Annotated in this window: 16 protein-coding genes and 1 pseudogene; 11 read left to right on the forward strand and 6 right to left on the reverse strand. The window is 65.5% G+C overall.

What is annotated here, in order from left to right:
• Positions 1 to 354 (forward strand): annotated as a pseudogene (locus GJ631_RS17040) (AAA family ATPase); the annotation flags it as partial.
• 30 nt (positions 355 to 384) lie between these two features.
• Here the strand turns inward: GJ631_RS17040 and GJ631_RS17045 are convergent.
• On the reverse strand, positions 385 to 618 hold the full coding sequence (locus GJ631_RS17045) for a hypothetical protein (RefSeq protein ID WP_156710306.1): 234 nt from the start codon (positions 616 to 618) through the stop codon (positions 385 to 387).
• 83 nt (positions 619 to 701) lie between these two features.
• On the reverse strand, positions 702 to 2948 hold the full coding sequence (locus GJ631_RS17050; RefSeq protein WP_156710307.1) for a heme-binding protein: 2247 nt from the start codon (positions 2946 to 2948) through the stop codon (positions 702 to 704).
• Positions 2949 to 3459: 511 nt separating this feature from the next.
• Between GJ631_RS17050 and GJ631_RS17055 the strand changes: the two genes are divergently transcribed.
• Entirely contained in the window at positions 3460 to 3714 is a 255-nt protein-coding gene (locus tag GJ631_RS17055) for a hypothetical protein (protein ID WP_156710320.1), read from the forward strand.
• 39 nt (positions 3715 to 3753) lie between these two features.
• On the opposite strand, the gene GJ631_RS17060 is transcribed toward GJ631_RS17055, so the two are convergent.
• From GJ631_RS17060 to pyrH, 3 genes are all read right to left on the reverse strand, one after another.
• Complete coding sequence (locus tag GJ631_RS17060) at positions 3754 to 5535, reverse strand: site-2 protease family protein (RefSeq protein WP_156710308.1); 1782 nt, start codon at positions 5533 to 5535, stop codon at positions 3754 to 3756.
• Positions 5536 to 5619: 84 nt separating this feature from the next.
• The gene (gene lysS, locus GJ631_RS17065) at positions 5620 to 7260 is read right to left on the reverse strand and encodes a lysine--tRNA ligase (RefSeq protein ID WP_156710309.1); all 1641 of its coding nucleotides are present in this window, start codon (positions 7258 to 7260) and stop codon (positions 5620 to 5622) included.
• The gene (gene pyrH / locus GJ631_RS17070) at positions 7253 to 7939 is read right to left on the reverse strand and encodes a UMP kinase (RefSeq protein ID WP_156710310.1); all 687 of its coding nucleotides are present in this window, start codon (positions 7937 to 7939) and stop codon (positions 7253 to 7255) included. Before pyrH ends, lysS begins: the two co-directional genes overlap by 8 nt.
• 82 nt (positions 7940 to 8021) lie before the next feature.
• On the opposite strand from pyrH, the gene GJ631_RS17075 reads away from it, so the two are divergent.
• The 3 genes from GJ631_RS17075 to GJ631_RS17085 all read left to right on the forward strand — a co-directional run bounded on the left by GJ631_RS17075 (position 8022) and on the right by GJ631_RS17085 (position 10610).
• A complete protein-coding gene (locus GJ631_RS17075; RefSeq protein WP_156710311.1) occupies positions 8022 to 8804 on the forward strand; it encodes a molybdopterin synthase in 783 nt (260 codons plus the stop codon).
• A 287-nt stretch (positions 8805 to 9091) separates the two neighbouring features.
• A complete protein-coding gene (locus GJ631_RS17080; protein ID WP_156710312.1) occupies positions 9092 to 9331 on the forward strand; it encodes a hypothetical protein in 240 nt (79 codons plus the stop codon).
• Between the two features lie 109 nt (positions 9332 to 9440).
• Positions 9441 to 10610 (forward strand): site-2 protease family protein, encoded by a 1170-nt coding sequence (locus GJ631_RS17085; RefSeq protein ID WP_156710313.1) that lies wholly within the window; start codon positions 9441 to 9443, stop codon positions 10608 to 10610.
• Here the strand turns inward: GJ631_RS17085 and thiL are convergent.
• On the reverse strand, positions 10597 to 11469 hold the full coding sequence (gene thiL / locus GJ631_RS17090; RefSeq protein ID WP_156710314.1) for a thiamine-phosphate kinase: 873 nt from the start codon (positions 11467 to 11469) through the stop codon (positions 10597 to 10599). The genes GJ631_RS17085 and thiL overlap by 14 nt on opposite strands.
• 70 nt (positions 11470 to 11539) lie before the next feature.
• On the opposite strand from thiL, the gene GJ631_RS17095 reads away from it, so the two are divergent.
• From GJ631_RS17095 to GJ631_RS17120, 6 genes are all read left to right on the forward strand, one after another.
• Positions 11540 to 12559 carry a lysylphosphatidylglycerol synthase transmembrane domain-containing protein gene (locus GJ631_RS17095; protein WP_156710315.1) on the forward strand — a complete coding sequence of 340 codons (1020 nt, stop codon included), beginning with the start codon at positions 11540 to 11542 and terminating at the stop codon, positions 12557 to 12559.
• A gap of 66 nt (positions 12560 to 12625) precedes the next feature.
• On the forward strand, positions 12626 to 13081 hold the full coding sequence (locus GJ631_RS17100; RefSeq protein WP_156710316.1) for a 30S ribosomal protein S19e: 456 nt from the start codon (positions 12626 to 12628) through the stop codon (positions 13079 to 13081).
• 459 nt (positions 13082 to 13540) lie between these two features.
• On the forward strand, positions 13541 to 13891 hold the full coding sequence (locus GJ631_RS17105) for a DNA-binding protein (RefSeq protein WP_156710317.1): 351 nt from the start codon (positions 13541 to 13543) through the stop codon (positions 13889 to 13891).
• Positions 13892 to 14536, forward strand: a complete 645-nt coding sequence (locus GJ631_RS17110) for an asparagine synthase-related protein (RefSeq protein WP_156710318.1) — start codon at positions 13892 to 13894, stop codon at positions 14534 to 14536.
• A 78-nt stretch (positions 14537 to 14614) separates the two neighbouring features.
• The gene (locus GJ631_RS17115) at positions 14615 to 15268 is read left to right on the forward strand and encodes a TrkA family potassium uptake protein (RefSeq protein WP_156710319.1); all 654 of its coding nucleotides are present in this window, start codon (positions 14615 to 14617) and stop codon (positions 15266 to 15268) included.
• Between the two features lie 248 nt (positions 15269 to 15516).
• Positions 15517 to 15918 (forward strand): putative sulfate/molybdate transporter (locus tag GJ631_RS17120; protein ID WP_197425164.1); only part of this gene is annotated, 402 nt, incomplete at its 3' end.

Raw genomic sequence — 15918 nt, forward strand, 5'->3', positions numbered from 1 at the left:
TGACATCTCCATCATCGCGGCGACGAACCGCTTCGACATGCTCCGACCGCGCCATCCTCCGGCCCCGGCCGCTTCGACCGCCTCATCGAAGTGCCCGAACCGGACGTCGAGGGCCGCGAACAGATTCTCCGCATCCACACCCAGCGGATGAACCTCGCCGACAGCGTCGACCTCGCGGAACTCGCCGAGGAAACGGAGGGCCTCTCCGGCGCCGAACTCGAGAGTCTCGCCACCGAGGCCGGCATGTTCGCCATTCGCGACAACCGTACCGAAGTGGTCGGGGCCGACTTCCTCGAAGCCCTCGATAAGGTCACTCGCGAGGAATCGCCCGGAAAGCCAATCGCGTTCTACTGACCGTCTCTCTTTTTTCCGCCGTTCGCTTCGCTACCAGTCTATCATCCGCGTCGCGAACCAGTAGAGGCCGTAGACGCAGGCCGCGATTACGAGGAGGGTGATGATGGAACCCGCGATGTCTCTCGGGAGTCCAAGCGCCACCAGCGCGTCCGTCCCGAAGGCGAGGCTGAACGCGACGACGAACACGATACCGACCAACAGCGCCGAAAACAGCAGGCGGCCGAGTCGAGCGAGCGCAACGTTCCGTATCGCATCGAGCACCATACGGCCCGTGCTTCGCACACTGATAAAAAATTCGGGCCTGATTCGCTCGTCGAACGCAAGGAGTTGACGGTTTTTCGGGCAGTTCAGGCGAGGAAGACGTGTCGCGGTCGGCCGTCGAGGACTTCCCGGCCCCACTGGACGGTCTCCCGGAAGTCCTCCGAGCGGAAGAACGCCATGGCGTCGTCCTTCTCGCGCCAGTGGCTCGCGATGAACATGTCGTTCTCGTCGGTTTCGTTGACCATGAGCCGCGTCTCGAAGTGGCCCTCCATGTCGTCGAGGGCGTCGCCGACCTCCTCGAAGGTGTCGACGAACTCCTCGCGGTACTCCGGTTTGACGGTGTAGAACATTCCCATCGTGCCGAACCCGCTTTCCTCGCCGGCGCGGGCGACGACGCCGGGCAACTCCGAGAGGAACCCGCCGGCGGTGTCGGCGGCCTCCTTGGTCTCCCAGATGGAGACGATAGCGGTTCGGTCGCCATCGTGTTCGCCGGCGTAGACGGCGGATTTGACGTGGGTGTCGTAGTGTTCGAACCGTTCCCGGAGGCCGTCGAGTTCCTCACGTAGCTCCTCGGGGTCGGCCTCGGAGTACAACACCAGGGCGTAGACGTCTTCGCCGTGCGGTTGTCCGGCGTAGATGTTCAACTCCTCCAGTTCCCCGCGGATGTCGTCGTCCTCGTCGGTGCCGTGGGTGTCGGCATCGTCGGCGCCGTCGGCCGAGTCGTCCCCGAGGGCGGCGCCCACGCCGGGACCGGAACCGGGGAGGTCGGCGAGGAAGCCGGATGCGGTGTTGGCGGCACGTTCGTTGGCCCACAGCGAGACGACGGCGGTGTCCCCCGAATCGGCACGGACGGTCGTGAGGACGTGGGTGTCGTAGTGGTCGAAGTTCCCTCGGAGTCCGTCGACCTCGTCGACGAGGTCCTCGGCAGGAGTGTCGGAGTGGAACAGCAAGGCGTAGCCGGCGTCGGGGTGTTCGTCCAAGTCAATACCGAAGCGGTGGACGCGACGCTGGAACTCCTCGACGTCGACTTCCTCGTGTTCGGGGCCACCAGTGTCGGGACGACCGCCGCCCGAGGAGTCCTGTTCGTCTTCGGAATCGCCCTCGGAATCGCCCGCAGTGGGTTCTTCGTCGTCGAGCGGCGCCCCGACGCCGCCGGTGACGCCCGGCAGGTCGGCGAGGAAGCCGGAAGCGGTGTTGGCGGCGCGTTCGTTGGCCCACAGCGAGACGATTGCCACAGAGTCATCGCTCGTTCGGACCTCGGTGAGGACGTGGGTGTCGTAGTGGTCGAAGTTCCCTCGCAGTTCGTCGACGGACTCTTCGAGGGTGCCGGCGTCGGCGTCGGATTCGAAGAGGAGGCCGTAGCCCGCGTCCGTTTCGGCTACGTCGACGCCGTAGGTACCGGCCCTCCGGGTGAACGTGCTGGGGGCGACGACCTCGTGGTCGGCGTCGGTCGAGGGCCGCCCGCCGCTGTCGTCGCCCTCGTCGGTGCCGTGGTCGTCTTCGCTTTCGGCGTCCGGATGGGCGGACTCTCCGTCGGCGCTGTCGTCGGCCGGGACGGTCTCGCCGGCGAACAGCGCCCCGAGGTCGGACGACGGGAACCGACGGCCGACGTAGAAGGGGCCGAACTCCGCGAACTTCGAGGAGGAGGGGTCGAACCGCATCTCGTACAGCAGGTGTTTGATGTCGGTCATGTCGTCGGCGAACAACGTGACGCCCCACTCGTGGTCGTCGAGGCCGACGCTGCCGGTGATGATTTGGGTCACCTTGCCGGCGTACTCCCGACCGATGTCGCCGTGGGCGGACATGTACTCCTTGCGCTCCTCGAAGGGGAGGTCGTACCAGTTGTGCTCCGGGCCGCGGCGCTTGTCCATCGGGTAGAAACAGACGTGTTCGGCGTCCGGAATCTCCGGGTAGATGCGCTGTTGCATGTAGTTGCGCATCCCCGCGTCCTCGATGTCGTCGAGGCCGTCGGTGAGGTCCTCGTGCATGTACCCCGAAACCTCGGTGACGGAGACGTACGAGGAGGCGCGTTCGGTGAATTCGGCGAGTGCCGTCGACTCGAAGCGGCGCTCGGCGCGGTCGAGGTGTTCCAGCGTCGGTCGCAGATGCAGTATCATGAGGTCGGCCTTATGACCGACGATGGAGAAGACGGCCGACCCGCCCTCTTCGGCGTCGACCACCGCCTCGTGGTTCTGCAGATAGTCGATGCCCTCTTCGAGCGCCCGCTGTCGGGTCCGTTCGGGTGCCTCGCGCCACGCGTCCCAGTCGATACGGCGGAGGTCGTGGAGCGCGTACCACCCTTCTTCGGTCCCCGGCGGTCGTCGTCGTACCATGAACGGACGTTCGGACGGCCGGATAATGGGGCTTTTGAGTCCGGCGAACACCGAGCGTACCGGAGCCACTGCTCCGTCAGGCATCCCGGAGATAACACGTTAAATCGCTCTATAAAAGTTCTAAAAGATTTTCGGGCGGTTTCTGGGCGATTCGCTTTGGCGGCTGAAACGTCGAGAACTGCGCGAACGATGCTGAATTCATCGCAAGGCTCTGGCGTTTATATGGGGGTGGCGGGCCCAGAGGGAAGCGAGGAGAGCCCCAATGTCGAGCGCCACCCAATCGAACACCCCCTCCATCACGCCCGGACTCCCGCAGTTGGTGTCCGGCTGCATCGAACGACTCACCACCGGCGTCCGCGCGGCCGCGTTCTGGGCCGCCGCCCTGCTACCGCTCGTCGTCATCGCTGGGCTGGCGACGGGACTGGCCGGACAACATCCCGAAGCCCTCGCTGGTGCACTGGCACTGAACGCCGTCTGTGCGGTCGTCGGTCACGGCCACGCCCCCCCAACGATGAGCACGAACGCCTCCACCCAATCGCCGTATCGCTCCCGAAAGGCGAAGCGACTCGTCGAGTACCTCCGTGCGGAGGCCGAACGCAACGACGGCGACCTCTACATCAAAGGGAAGTTCATCGCCGACGACGTTGACCTCTCCCCGAAGGAAATCGGCGCGCTGTTGTCGAGCCTCCAGGGGTCGGTCCCCGGACTCACCATCGAGAAGTGGTCCTACACCTCCGCGACCACGTGGCGAATCTCTTCGGCCTGAATCGCTCGGCGCTCGCCGGTCCCCGTTTTTGCTTCCGTCCTACCCCAGTAGCTGCGGCACGAACAGCATCCCGAGGAGACTGAGTATCATCGAGGCGCTGATGGCGACGGTCACCGCCGTCGCCACGGCCGGGTCGGGTTCCATCGGGAGTCGCGCTATCGTCGCCTCGACCGCCGACCGCAGGATGTGTCCGCCGTCGAGCGGATACGACGGGATGCAGTTGAAGATGCCGAGGTTCAGATTGACCCAGCCGGTCCAGAACAGCACGTTGATGAGTCCGAAGACGACGCCGGCGCTGAGCGGACCGGACACCGAATAGAAGTTCGATATCTCGCCGTTGAACCCCGCGAAATTGTACGCGAGGTTGGGGTCGACGACGCTGGCGAACGGCAAGACGAGCACGGCGAAGGTTCGGGAGATGAACGTCGAGACAGGGTCGTCGCCCCAGCCGCTGCCCCCGAGGAGGGCGTGATACTGCGAGGCCGGGTAGGTGTCGATACCGAAGTCGTCGACGACGATGCCGCTCGTGCCCTGCTGGATGCCGCCGACGCCGAGGTAACCGTATTCGCCTTGTGGATTCTCCCCAAGCGTCACCTCGTAGACGTGGCGCTCGCCGCTCCAGGGGTCGTCGCCGTCGCCATGATAGGCGACGACCTCGACGGTGTCGCCGGGTTCGGTCTCCTGAAGCACCGTCGAGAGCGCCTCGGGTGTCGGCGTCGGTTCGCCGGCGACGCTGTGGACGAGCATCGGTCGGTCGGGCGCTCCGCCATCGGCCCCCAATGGGTCGTCGGCGGGGACCGCACTGACGAAGACGCCGACCGGGAACTGTGTCGTCCCCTCGTCGGTGTCCAACTCGACGACCTCGTTGCCGGAGACGGCGGCTTCGAACTCCGATTGGGTGTACACCGGTTCGCCGTCGACGGCTTCGATGGTGGTCTCGGTTCCGAACGGTGCGTCGACGACCGCACGGGTGACCATCAGGCGGCGCTGAACGGTGACGGTCTCGCCGTTTCGCAACTCGACGGTCACCTCCCGGTCGGCCTCGGCGAGGGCCGCGTCGAAGGATGCTTGATCCTCGACGGGTTGGCCGTCGACGGCAGTAATCACGTCGCCGCGGTCGATACCGGGGTCACCGGCATCGCTAGCCGGCGACCCCGGTAGCGTTCCGCCGATTGCGACGCCCGGAACGACGGTAACGAGGCTGGCGACGAGGCCGAACAGCAGCGCGAACGTGACGGCAGTGACGAGGAAGTTGTTCGTCACGCCAGCGGCGAACATTCGTGTCTTGCCGCCGCGGTCGGCCGACCGCTGGCTCTCCTCGTCGGGTTGAACGAAGGCACCGAGCGGGATGAACGCCAGCAGGGCGACGCCCATCGACTCGATTTCGATGTTCTCGACGCGACACAGGAGCCCGTGGCCGCCCTCGTGGACGACGAGTCCCACGAGCAGGCCGACGAGGATGTCGACGGCGGCGGCCCACGGGAGGAACTGATTGACGCCCGGGATGACGAGTGCGTCCTGCGGGCGGGCGATGCGGGCGGCTTCGGGGGCGGTAATCGCGCTGAACGCCGAGAACAACACGGCGACGAACGACCCGACCATGATGACGACGGCGATGCCGACGCCGAGGTTGCCCCACGCGCGCCAGAACCGCTTGGGTTGGGCGAGCCACTCGAGGGCGGCCCGCCCGCGTTTCGTGTGAATAGTGAGAATCGGCCCCGACACCCGGAACGACGACGGCAACACTCCGCGGGCGTTCAGCGCCATCGCCACCGAGGTGTAGATGAGGACGCCGACCAGTATCCACAGCAGCGTGTTCATTACAGTTCCGTAGGGGCTCCGTGGTTCAAAAACCCGACCTTTCCGACAGCAGTGGAGCGGTCCCGCCGGTCGTCTCGCGGACGGCTACGCTTCCCGGCGGAGCCGTCGCGTCACGAACTCCTCGTCCATCGGCGCGAGGAATGGTCCGAGACGGGGGCCCTGTGATTCGTCGAGGAACAGCCGGTAGCCGGCCTCGAAGAACTCCCCGACGGCAACGTCGTTTCGCTTCGCGGTTTCGTAAATCTCTCCCTGAAGCGCCTCCGCGTCCGGGGATTCGGACTCGATGAAGTCGGCGAGGTCCTCGAGGGCGGCCGCGAGCCCCTCGTCGAACTCGACGTCCGGGAGGTCCTCGGCCAGTCGGTAGTTGAACTCGTTGTCGGTGCGTTCGGCCCACGCGCGGGCCTTCTCGACGCGTGCGAGTGCGGCTTCGAGTTCGGCGTCGGTGGCGTCGGCCGGCAGATGTCCCGACCGGCGGGCCATTTGGACCCGGAGGTCGCGGTTGTCAGTCATCCCGAGGACGGCCGCGAACGTGTACGGGATGCGAACGGGCGGAGTCTCGCCCACCTCGTCGACGACCATCGGGTAGGCACGGTCGGCGCGTTCCTGTTCGTCGTCGTCTGCGTCGTCGGTGGCGCCGTAGTAGACGCGCTCGAAGCGGTCGAACTCGTCGACGAGTCGGTCGATGTCGCCGACGCTGAAGTCCCGCTGTTTCTTCGGGTTCTTCGTGAAGAAGTAGCGCAACACCGGCACCTCCAGCAGTTCGAGCACCTCGTCGACGGTGATGATGTTGCCGGCCGACGACGATAGCGCGTCGCCGTTCAGCGTGAACCACTCGTACACCATCGGAACGGGCGGCTCGAAATCGAACACCTCGCGAGCGACGGTCTCACCGGAGGGCCACGACCCTTCGGCGTGGTCCTTCCCGAAGGGCTCGAAATCCACCCCCAGCGTGAGCCACTGGGCAGGCCACTCGAAGCGCCACGGGAGTTTCCCCTCCCGGAAGGTGGCCGTTCCCTCGTGGCCACAGCCCTCGATGGTGTCGTCGCCGGCCTGTACGTCTTCACAGACGTAGTCGACGGTTTCGGCCTCGAGGTCGATTCCCGTGATGGTTTCGGTGAGGTTGCCGCACTCCGAGCACTGCGCGAAGAAGGGGACGTAGGAGTCGTCGACCTTGTCCTGGAACTCGCTCAACACCTCGCGTGCGCGGTCGCGGTGTTCGAGGACGTGCCGAACGGCGTCGTCGAACTCGCCCGATTCGTAGAGGTCGGTGTTGGAGACCACGTCGATGGGGACGCCGACGGCGTCGGCCGAACGGCTGAGGAGTTCGGTGAAGTGGTCGCCGTAGGAGTCACAGCAGCCGAAGGGGTCGGGAATGTCGGTGTAGGGCTTTCCGAGGTTTCGACCGAGTGCGCCGGCGTCGACTTCGCCCAGTCCGACGACGTTCCACTCGAGGTCTGCGAGCTTTCGGGGCAGTTTCCGGAGACGGTCCTTGTCGTCGGTGGTGAACACCTGTCGGACCTCGTGGCCGCGTTCCCGGAGGGCCTCGGCGACGAAGTAGCCGCGCATGATTTCGTTGAAGTGGCCGAGATGTGGGACACCCGAGGGAGAGACGCCGCCTTTGATGATGATGGGTTCCTCGGGGTCGCGGGCCTCTATCTCGTCGGCGACCGCGTCGGCCCAGAAGGCTCGCTGTCGGCCGGTTCCGATGTCGTAGAGGTCACTCATTCGGGACGACCTCGGTGCCGTCGACGTCGTCACCGGCGACGGCGTCGGCGATTCGGTCGGGGTCGGTGCCGTCGAGAACGACGGCTCTGAGCCCCGAGCGCTCGATGATTTTCGCGGCGAGTAAATCGACCGGCGCGTTCGACCCGGCAGCGGTCTCGATGCTGGAGATGACGTCGACGAGTTCGCCCGCTGTCAGGCGGTCGTAGCGTTGGGCGTCGTCGACCTCGTTCGGGTCAGCCGAGAAGACGCCGGGAACGCTCGTCGCGTAGACGAGCAGGTCGGCGTCCACCATCTCCGCCAACAGCGCCGAGACGGCATCGGTCGTGTGGCCGGGGACCGTCCCACCCATGACCGCGACCTCGCCGCGTCGAAGGGAAGCGCGTGCGGCTTCGTGGGATTCGGCCGGTTCGGGGGTCGCCGAACTGTCCAGTGCGGTGACGAGCAGCCGTGCGTTCAGCCGGGTCACGTCGATGCCGAGGGCGTCGAGGTCGTACTCGGAGGCCCCGAGCTCGCGGGCGGTACCGATGTAACGTCGAGCGACGCCACCACCACCGACGACGGTCGCGACCTCGTGTCCGTCCTCGACGAGCCCGTCGATGACGGTGGCGTGGCCTCGGACCCGCTCGGGGTCGAGGTCGGGTGCGAGTACGCTCCCGCCGATAGAAACGACGATTCTCATTAGGTTCGGGTTGCCGTGTTTCGGTCTTAAGGGTTGTCAACATCTCCGACACCTACAAGCCCCAGCGGTCGAAGGATTGGCTATGTACGCGTTCGCCCTGCTCGGCGATGGTGCCGAGCGCGCAGTAGAGCGACTGGCCGCCGCCGTCGAGGGCCGAGTCGGCGTCGTCCGGGTCGGCGACACCGCGACCGACGGTGGCGTGACGGCCGGCTACGGCGGCACGGAGTACGTCGTCGACGAGCGCTGGCGAGCCACCGGCGACGGCCTGTCCGTTTCGGACGCCCTCGACCGACTGGCGCCCGACCACGACTACGCGGCAGTCCTCGGTGACGACGAAACCGGGTTACCGACGATTGCAGTCGGTGACGGGGTCGAAGACGCGGTCTTCGAAGCCGACGACGCGAGGAGTTTCGATACGGGGGCGGCCATCGAGGCGATTCACGAGACCGAACCACACGAGACGCTCGAATCGCTCGTCGCCGAGGTCAAACGGTCACAGTCGGCCGACTACGCTGGCGCCATCGCCACCTTCACCGGGCGGGTGCGGGCCAAAGAGGACACCGCAGACGACCGGACCCACTATCTCGAATTCGAGAAGTACGAGGGCGTCGCCGAGCGGCGCATGGACACCATCGAGACCGAACTCGAAGAACGGGACGGAATCCTGAACGTTCGGCTCCATCACAGGACGGGTCGGATTCCGGACGGAGAGGACATCGTGTTCGTGGTCGTCCTCGCTGGTCACCGCCGGGAGGCGTTCCGGGCCGTCGAGGACGGCATCGACCGACTGAAAGACGAAGTGCCGCTGTTCAAGAAGGAGGTAACCGACGACGAGACGTTCTGGGTCCACGAGCGCGAGACGTAGGTGTGCGTCGAGCGCGACCGAGGCGTGCAGCCCCGGCAATTGGCGGAGAATTCAGCCGCTAAACGAGTCATTTGGCGCTCAATTTCGCGGAGAAGGGACGTATTAATTTCGAATAATTATAGAAGTATGGATATCTAAAAATAGGATATAAAATGTCTAATGGATTCTAAACGCTTTGTGAAATGTCGGGGTGTTCCCGCAAAACGTCCGAATCGGGGCGAAGTGACCCTAAGGTTCCTTCCTTTATATGTCGATACGGAAGATAGCCGTAAGCGAGGAGATAGAAAATGAGCGCAACTATGGAAGCCTCCACGAACGACAAGGAACGTCGCCTCCGAACGTACCTGCGTCAGCGGGTGGAGGATGGAGAGGTCTACATCAAGAGCAAGTTCATCGCCGACGACGTGGAGCTCTCCCCGAAGGAAATCGGTGCGCTGATGGTGAAACTGCGCGACTCCGCCACCGACATCGAGGTCGAGAAGTGGTCCTACACCTCCGCGACCACGTGGCGAGTCAGTCCGGCCTGAGGCGGCATCGAGACACAGTCCCACCGAGGCAGGCGCTCGCTTGCGCTCGGTCCCCGCTTTTCTGCCTTTGTCAGGGGATTTATCCGCGCCAATCCCCTTCCGTAGGGTGATGACTACCGTCGAACCGGCGTCGGACCACGAGGGACCGCCGCCGGAGGCCCTCCTGCCGTCGTTCCGCGTCACCGACGTGGAACGGGACGACGACCGACTCATCTACTACGGTCGTCCCCAAACCGAGTACCAACGGCTCGAACAGCAACTGTGGCCGCTGTTCCGGGAGTACGGCTACGAGGTTCGACTCGACGTCGTCTCGGACAGCGAACCCGACCCGATAACGGGCGTCGCGGTGACGGAGGACCGACAGGCACTCGTCGCCGAACCCCGCAGCGTCGGCGTCGACAGCGTCCCGTGGACCAACGTCGTGATGTTCGTCGCGACGGTCCTCACGACGCTGTACGCCGGTACCATCTGGTACTACGAACCGGTGAACGGGCCGCTCGACCTCCTCGCCGGGTGGCCCTTTTCTCTCGCGGTGCTCGGCGTCCTCGGCGTCCACGAGTTCGGCCACTACGCGCTGTCCCGGTATCACGACGTGGAGGCGAGCCTTCCCTACTTCATCCCCGTCCCGACGTTCATCGGCACGTTCGGGGCCGTCATCAAGATGAAGGGCCGCATCCCGAACCGGAAGGCGCTGTTCGACATCGGGGTCGCGGGGCCGTTGGCCGGTCTCGTCGCCGCCATCGGCGTCGCCGTGTTCGGACTGTATCAGGACCCGATTCCGGTCCCGCCGGAGGTACTGAACAGCGAGAGCGCCATCCAACTGGAACTCGGCTACCCGCCGCTGTTGCAGTTCCTCTCGTGGGCGACTGGCCAACCGCTGACCTACGAGGACCCCGCGTTGGTGGCGAGTCCCATCGTCTTCGGCGCGTGGATCGGACTGTTCGTCACGTTCCTCAACCTCATCCCGGTCGGCCAACTCGACGGCGGCCACATCATCCGGTCGATGGTCGGCGAGCGCTCCGAGACGATTGCTGCACTCGTCCCCGGTGGACTGTTCGCCCTCGCGGGCTACCTGTACCTGTTCACCGGCGTCAGTTCGAACGCGCCGTTCCTGTGGGTGTTCTGGGGCCTCATCGCGCTTGGGTTGGCGTACGTCGGGCCGACGCGACCGGTGTTCGACGAACCCCTCGATAAAAAACGGATGGCCGTGGGCGTTCTCACCTTCGTTCTCGGTGCGCTGTGTTTCACCCCGGTTCCGTTCGAACTCATCGGTGCGTGAAGCCGCGGTCCGAAAGCGGCTCCCCGTCCAACAGAACATCGCCGTCCGTGACCTCGCCGATTCGTGTCACCTTGACCGGTGCGGCCGTCCTGATTTGGTCGACGGCGCTCTCGGGGACGGTGAACACCAACTCGAAGTCCTCGCCGAAGTGAAGCGCCAACTCCCGTCGCATGGCGTTGTCTTCGACAACATCGCCTACCGACGGGTCGACCGGAACGTCGTCGTAACGAACAGAAAAACCGCAGTCGCTCGCCGCCGCGAGTTGGTGTAGCGAGCGTGCGAGGCCGTCGCTGGAATCCATCATCGCGGTGGCGTCGGCGGCAACCGCCCGGCCGGCAGCCACCCGTGGCTCGAACCGGAACAGTTCGTTCGCCCGCGCGGTCTCGCCGTCCTCGAACAACTGGAGTGCCGCCCCGCTGCGACCGACCGAACCGGTCACACAGACGGCGTCGCCGGGGGAAGCACCGGAACGATAGACCGGGTCGTCGCTCCGGCCCACCGCAGTCGTGGCGACGGTGAACTCGTCGTGGCCGTCGAGGTCACCGCCGACGTACTCGGCGCCGACAGCTTCACACACATCCGTACAGCCGCGAAGGAACGCTGCTATCTCCGTCTCACGGAACGACGGCGCACCGTACACCGCGACGGCTGCCGTCGCCTCGGCGCCCATCGCGGCCACGTCCGACAGGGAGGCCCCGACTGCTCGCCAGCCGGCTGTATAGCGGGTCGTCCCGTCGGGGAAATCCGTCGTCTCGTGGAGCATATCCGTCGTCACGAGGAGGTCGTCGAGAACCGCACAATCGTCGCCCGACCCCTCGACGTACTCGCCGACGAGCGAGAGCGCCGCCCGTTCGTCCATATCCGAACCTCTCCCCCTGCGGTCAAAGGGCCATCGGTGCGTTCAAGCGCCCGACGGCCGACCGACAGGTATGGCGCTGGACGTTCGTGCGACCGTCGCGGGCTTTCTCGGCGCCGTGGTCGTGTTGGGCCTCCTCGCCGTCGTCGTCGGCGTCGGGGAACTGCTGTCGACGCTGTCGATGGCGCGTCCGTCGCTCGTCGGTGCCGTCCTCCTGGCGGCGTCGCTGTGGCTGTTCGCGTGGGCACTGGCGCTTCGGACGGTACTCGATGCCCTCGGTGCGCACATCTCTGTGCTCCAGTCGGTTGCGGTCTACGCCGGCGTGCTGTTTTCCAACAACGTCACGCCGTTCGGTCAGGCCGGCGGCGAACCGGTGAGTGCGCTTCTCATCTCGGAAGCCGCCGAGACGGAGTACGAGACGGCGCTCGCCTCGATTGCCAGTGCCGACGCGCTGAACTTCGTTCCCTCGACAGCGCTGTCGCTCGTCGGCGTAGCGTACTTCTCAGTCGTCGCGACCGCCGGAACCGAGGCGCTGCAGTGGGCGGCGGCCGCAGCCCTCGGGTTGGCGGTCGCGCTTCCGGTCGTCGGCTTCCTCGGGTGGCGGAACCGGGGGCGACTCGAAGCCGCAATCGGGCGGGCGGTAACGCCGATTGCGCGAGCGGTGGGTCGGCACGCCCCTCGGGTCGACCCTCCCGAACGGACGGCCGTCGAACACCGCGTCGGTGGGTTCTTCGAGTCGATAGAGGCCGTCGCGACCGACCGGTCGACGCTGCTCGCTGCGCTCGGCCTGTCGTCACTGGGGTGGCTGGCACAGGCCTCGGCGCTGTGGCTGTCGCTGTACGCCCTCGGCGTCACGGCACCGATAGCGGCCGTCCTCGTCGCTGTTCCCGTCGGTGCGATGGCCAGCGTCACACCGCTTCCGGGTGGACTCGGCGGCATCGAGGCTGCCCTCGTTGCCCTGCTCGTCCCGCTGGCCGGCGTCGGCGGGGCGACCGCTGCGGCGGCAGTCGTCCTCCACCGCGGAGCGATTTACTGGCTCCCGACGCTGCTCGGCGGCGGCGTCGCCTCGGCGCTCGGCGTCGGCCGCGTGTGACCGCCTCACGACCGCCCTCGGGGGAGACCAACAGCGTTAAACGCGGCCGACGGGAATCGAGTCGTAATGACGACGCTCTACGACGTGCCCGCTGAGGACCTCATCGAGGCGGTCGCCGAGAAGCTCGAATCCGAACTGGACGAACCCGAATGGATTAACTACGGCAAGACCGGTATCAGCCGCGAGCTCCCGCCGGAACAGGAAGACTTCTGGGCGCGACGCGCCGCCAGCCTCCTGCGAAAAGTCGCTGTCGACGGTCCCGTCGGCGTCCAGCGACTCCGAACCCACTACGGGAAGTCCGTCAACGGGACGACCCGCTACCGCGTCCGTCCGGACCGCAAGACCGAGGGCTCCGGTAACGTCATCCGAACCGCCCTCCAGCAACTCGAAGACGCCGGCTACGTCGACTCCTACGAGGGACGTGGCCGCACCGTCAGCGGTGAGGGCAAAGCACTTCTCGACGAAACCGCCGAAGAGGTCATCGAGGACCTCGACCGGCCGGAGCTAGAGCGTTACGCCTGAACCTTTTTGCACGGTCGCCGGAGGCGACCGGCAAAAACGTTCATGAAAAAGACACGTCGGGCCTCCCTCAGGAAGACTCCCTTCGGTCGTCTTCCAACGCTCCCGCTCGCTTCGCTCGCGTGACCTCCGGTCGGCCCTCGGTCCCGCGCCTCGCTGTCGCTCGGCGCGGTGAACCGCTCGCTCACTTCGTTCGCTCGCGGATGCTTGCAGCATATTTAATAGCCGCTTGACCAGCGCGTGAGAAAAAATAAGTCCATCGCTACCCCCTAGCAGCGACTCAGCTACTCTCTTCTCCGTCTTCCAATTCTTCGACCCGCTCTTCCAACTCCGCGATTCATTCGTCCTTCTCCGACAAGGAATCGAGCAAGAACACGCCGGTGGACGTAGCCGAAAGGAACCTGCCGTACTGAAGCAACTCGGAGGGCACTATTTTTCACTCCGCACGAGTAACGGGTAGATATGAGCGGCGAACCCACAGACGAGGACCTCGAAGAACTGCGCAAGAAGAAGATGGAACAGCTCAAAGACCAGCAGGGCGGCGAGGGGCAAGCGGAAGCCGCCGAGGCCCAACGCCAGCAGGCCGAAGCCCAAAAGAAGGCCGTCCTCCGGAAGGCGCTGACCGACGGCGCCCGCAAGCGACTCAACACGGTCCAGATGTCGAAACCGGAGTTCGGCGAGAAGGTCGAACAGCAAATCGTCGCCTTGGCACAGAGCGGTCGCCTACAGGGCAAAATCGACGAGGAGAAGATGAAAGAACTCCTCTCGGAGATGAAACCAGACTCCCAGAGCTTCGACATCAAGCGCCGATAGATGGAGTGCGGACTGCTGTTCAGCGGCGGGAAGGACTCCTCGTTGGCCGCGTTGCTGCTCGACCGGTTTTACGACGTGACGCTCGTCACCGCCCACTTCGGCATCACCGACGACTGGAAACACGCCCGCGAGGCCGCCGGCGCGCTCGGCTTCCCGTTCGACGAAATCGAGATGGACAGCGAGTTCGCCGACGCCGCCGCCGAGCGAATGCGCGAGGACGGATTCCCGCGGACCGGCATCCAACAGGTCCACGAGGACGCCCTGGAGGCGGTCGCTGCCGAATACGACGTGGTCGCGGACGGGACGCGCCGGGACGACCGCGTTCCGACGGTGTCGCGGGCGGTGGCCCAGAGCCTCGAAGACCGACACGGCGTCGATTACGTCGCCCCGTTGTCGGGATTCGGTCGAAGCGCGGTCGACCGGCTCGTCGACGAACATCTCGTCGTCGAGTCCGGCCCGAGCGAGGAGATTCCGAAGGGAGATTACGAGACGGAACTGCGGGCGCGTATCCGCGAGCGGTGGGGAGGCGACACCGTCAGAGAGGTGTTCCCCGACCACGAACAGACGAGAGTAGTCGGGCGTAGCGAGGTTTCGGACGGAGTTAGAAGCCTCGAAGGGGTAAACGGCGAGCAGCGTGAACGGTAATCGACCGACCACGTCCCCGTCGGGGGCGCCCGCGAATCGGCGCACATCTTTTTGCCCCACCGTGTCATACGCTCACACATGAGGTTCGTCATCGTCGGGTACGGTCGAGTTGGGATGCGCACCACGGACATTCTGGTGAACGAAGGTCACGAAGTCGTCATCGTCGAAGTCGACCCCGAAAAGGCCCAGAAAGCCCGCGACGACGGGTTGGAAGTCATCGAAGGAGACGGCGAGGACGAGCGAGTTCTCGAACGCGCCGACCTCGACGAAACCGACGCACTCGCGGCTTTGTCGGGGGATTTGAACGTCAACTTCACCGCGTGTATGATAGCCAACGGCCACGGCTGTCGGACGGTGTTGCGAATCGACGAGGACTACCGACAGGAGATTTACGAGAAGTACGCGGCCGACGTCGACGAGGTGGTGTACCCCGAGCGGATGGGTGCTGCGGGTGCGAAGACGGCGCTCCTCGGCGGGAACCTGAACGTGCTCGCCGACCTCACCGAGCATCTGACCGCGACGAGCATCGACATCCCCTCGGAGTCGCCGGTCATCGGCCAGCGGGTCGTCGAGTTGGACCTCCCCGGCAACGCTCGACTGTACGCACACGGCCGACGCAAGGAACCGATGACGATTCCGCTCCCGCAGACGAGAATCGAGGCGGGCGACCGCGTCGCGCTCATCGCCGAACAAAGCTCTCTTGAGTCGGTCCAGACGATGCTAACCGGATAGCCTCCACTGCGGACGTGAAAAGCTCGGGCGCGCGATGGGGAGGATGGGGAAAGTTTGAGGCCGTCGGTGCGCGCCCATTCGTTGGGTTGTCGGGGTGTCACATAAATCCGCGTCAGACGGACGTGTGACCGGCGGCACGCGCCGCTTTCTCACTGTCGTGCGAAATGGCCAGGCGTTTCGTCGCCGCTCGTTCGAAACCGCCGTTAGTTTCTGGAAACTGACATACGGCTGCCGTCGAAGGGTGGGTCATGGCGACGGTCGGATTCGCAGAGGGAACGTTCGCATTCGATTACGGCGAGGTGACCGGCGCCATCGGCGATTCGATGACGGTGTTGCCGCTGGTCGTCGCGTTGGGGGCGCTGACACCGGCGTCGCTACCGCATCTGTTGGTCGGGTTTGGGGTCTTTCAGGTCGTCTGGGGAGTCTACTACGGCCTTCCACTGTCCGTCGAGCCGATGAAGGCGCTCGCGGGCCTCGCCATCGCCGGCGCCATCGGCTACGGCGAGTTGGTCGCTGCTGGTCTACTCGCCGGTGGCGTGTTGCTCGTCGCCGGTCGTGTCGGCGCGGTTTCGCGGTTCGCGGCCCTCGTCGGCGAACCGGTCGTCCGCGGCGTCCAGTTCGCGGTCGCCTGCCTGCTGGTCGTCGCGGCG

Origin of the sequence: Natronomonas sp. CBA1123, assembly GCF_009741925.1 — an archaeon.
Classification (GTDB): Archaea; Halobacteriota; Halobacteria; order Halobacteriales; family Haloarculaceae; genus Natronomonas.

What these genes read in the sequence shown, in the direction of transcription:
- GJ631_RS17045 (WP_156710306.1), bottom strand. Translation starts at nt 618, where the DNA reads ATGGTGCTCGATGCGATACGGAACGTTGCGCTCGCTCGACTCGGCCGC.
- GJ631_RS17050 (WP_156710307.1), bottom strand. Translation starts at nt 2,948, where the DNA reads ATGGTACGACGACGACCGCCGGGGACCGAAGAAGGGTGGTACGCGCTC.
- GJ631_RS17055 (WP_156710320.1), top strand. Translation starts at nt 3,460, where the DNA reads ATGAGCACGAACGCCTCCACCCAATCGCCGTATCGCTCCCGAAAGGCG.
- GJ631_RS17060 (WP_156710308.1), bottom strand. Translation starts at nt 5,535, where the DNA reads ATGAACACGCTGCTGTGGATACTGGTCGGCGTCCTCATCTACACCTCG.
- lysS (WP_156710309.1), bottom strand. Translation starts at nt 7,260, where the DNA reads ATGAGTGACCTCTACGACATCGGAACCGGCCGACAGCGAGCCTTCTGG.
- pyrH (WP_156710310.1), bottom strand. Translation starts at nt 7,939, where the DNA reads ATGAGAATCGTCGTTTCTATCGGCGGGAGCGTACTCGCACCCGACCTC.
- GJ631_RS17075 (WP_156710311.1), top strand. Translation starts at nt 8,022, where the DNA reads ATGTACGCGTTCGCCCTGCTCGGCGATGGTGCCGAGCGCGCAGTAGAG.
- GJ631_RS17080 (WP_156710312.1), top strand. Translation starts at nt 9,092, where the DNA reads ATGAGCGCAACTATGGAAGCCTCCACGAACGACAAGGAACGTCGCCTC.
- GJ631_RS17085 (WP_156710313.1), top strand. Translation starts at nt 9,441, where the DNA reads ATGACTACCGTCGAACCGGCGTCGGACCACGAGGGACCGCCGCCGGAG.
- thiL (WP_156710314.1), bottom strand. Translation starts at nt 11,469, where the DNA reads ATGGACGAACGGGCGGCGCTCTCGCTCGTCGGCGAGTACGTCGAGGGG.
- GJ631_RS17095 (WP_156710315.1), top strand. Translation starts at nt 11,540, where the DNA reads ATGGCGCTGGACGTTCGTGCGACCGTCGCGGGCTTTCTCGGCGCCGTG.
- GJ631_RS17100 (WP_156710316.1), top strand. Translation starts at nt 12,626, where the DNA reads ATGACGACGCTCTACGACGTGCCCGCTGAGGACCTCATCGAGGCGGTC.
- GJ631_RS17105 (WP_156710317.1), top strand. Translation starts at nt 13,541, where the DNA reads ATGAGCGGCGAACCCACAGACGAGGACCTCGAAGAACTGCGCAAGAAG.
- GJ631_RS17110 (WP_156710318.1), top strand. Translation starts at nt 13,892, where the DNA reads ATGGAGTGCGGACTGCTGTTCAGCGGCGGGAAGGACTCCTCGTTGGCC.
- GJ631_RS17115 (WP_156710319.1), top strand. Translation starts at nt 14,615, where the DNA reads ATGAGGTTCGTCATCGTCGGGTACGGTCGAGTTGGGATGCGCACCACG.